We start from the raw sequence: 1,573 nt of genomic DNA, 5'->3' as shown, positions 1-1,573 counted from the left end.
TGCCTACTAGAGATAGAGCCCAAAGCGATCCTCTCTCTCCACCCTTAGTGCTGGTAGGGATCCCCGTACCTTAATGCACCTTAGATGAATCTGCTTTTTTGCTGCTGAATTCGGCTGCTCAAGGGATGATCTGAAACTCCAGGTTGTAGGTCTGAAGCAGGTTGATTGTCTCGTGATCGGTGAGGTTGGTGTCGGCCAGCTCCAGGTTGTAGAAATCGATAAACTCCTCGTGGTCGAAGTAGGGGCCGGCATGCCAGGTGCCCATTTCCAGTTTGATAAAGCGGTCGCCGGGCACCCGAAAAGCTTGAATCTCATCCACTTGCAGCTCGTCGGCAGGCGGCGCGACGGCGATAAACCACTCCTTGCCGTGCAGGGATCCCAGACACTGGGTGCAACGGGTGTGGTGAGTTATTTGGGTGAACCGAAGGCCACGGCGGGGCAAGCGCATGAGGTAAAAGCGGGGTTGCCCCTGATTCAAAACCAACTGGGCATCTTGGCCGTCGAAGGGTTTGTCGTCAGGAGTAGGATAGATCACCTGCCCGTAGAGGGCAAAGTTTTCCGGTTCAGCGAGATGGGCCTTCAGTTGGCGCAGTTGACTGCTCACCCTGCTTGTCTCCTCTTTCCCAAACCTGTACCCGTTGTTGCTCCGCAAGCCGATCCCCACCTGCTGCCGGCACAAGGTCGTGAAGACCCAAATAGCAGAGCAGCTCTTATTTTATCTAGTTATCTAGATTTGCCGGCAGTCTCCTTCCACAGAACAGTCTCAGTAAAATGGGAGAAATTTGTAACACTCGGCAATGGTGATGCGGCGGGATTTACAGGAGCTGGTCATTTCCCCTTCTCTGGTGGAAAACCTTTCCGGGGTACCTATAGATTGGCTGTACCGACCTCGGCCTGTCCGTCGCTGGAAAGATTGGCTGCGCCAGTTCTCCGCCTTCTGGGATCTGCTGCGCCTGTTGTTGGTGCTAGATCTCTTCTGCCGTTTCTTGACCTTTTGGACGGGGGGATCCCTGCTGACCTTGCTGGGGCGGATCTGGATCCCTGGCCTGCACAGCAGTTGGGGCACTTGGCTGGTGGAATGGGGGATCCTGGCAGCCATTGCCGCTTTGGGCCAAGCCTATTGGATTTTCCGCAGCCGCCGCCTGCCGCTCTTGCTGAACTTGCTGGAAGAAGTAGATCGCTACCATCAGCTTATTCAAGCTATTCACATCAATGACGAATTGGTGGAGGCAGGTAACCCTGAGGTCAAGCTGCCCCAGCGGGATCAGATTATCGAGGCTCTGAAGCTGGCTCGCAGCGACCTAATCCGCGCCTTGAAAACTGAACGGATCTTGCGGCAGAACAAAGACTTTATTGAGCAGCAAAGTGAGTTCTTCGGTGACGAGTTGACGACTCTAACTGCGCTCCAGATAAGGGAACAGGCCAGCGAACAGTCGCGGCTTTTGGAGGCTGCTTTGCAAATTGCCTTGCAAGTGCGCTCCCAACTGAGCCAACTGCGAAACTGGGAAGCAAGCCTATCCCCAGACAAAACTCAGCCTCCCAGCGAGGCTCAAAACCCAGATTCCCCTCCTCT

General features: G+C 54.8%; 2 protein-coding genes. One reads left to right on the top strand and one right to left on the bottom strand.

Annotated features, from left to right (window positions below; all coding sequences use genetic code 11):
- Window positions 1–118: 118 nt before the first annotated feature.
- The gene (locus NW863_RS09890; protein WP_414349238.1) at window positions 119–604 is read right to left on the bottom strand and encodes an ureidoglycolate lyase; all 486 of its coding nucleotides are present in this window, start codon (window positions 602–604) and stop codon (window positions 119–121) included.
- A gap of 199 nt (window positions 605–803) precedes the next feature.
- Between NW863_RS09890 and NW863_RS09885 the strand changes: the two genes are divergently transcribed.
- The coding region (locus NW863_RS09885) for a hypothetical protein (RefSeq protein WP_414366045.1) at window positions 804–1,573 on the top strand (770 nt) is incomplete at its 3' end.

Source organism: Synechococcus sp. B60.1, from assembly GCF_047462555.1.
In the GTDB taxonomy this organism is placed as follows: domain Bacteria; phylum Cyanobacteriota; class Cyanobacteriia; order Thermostichales; family Thermostichaceae; genus Thermostichus.
The sequence above is the reverse complement of the archived record's forward strand: the minus strand, read 5'-3'. Positions and strand labels throughout refer to the sequence as shown.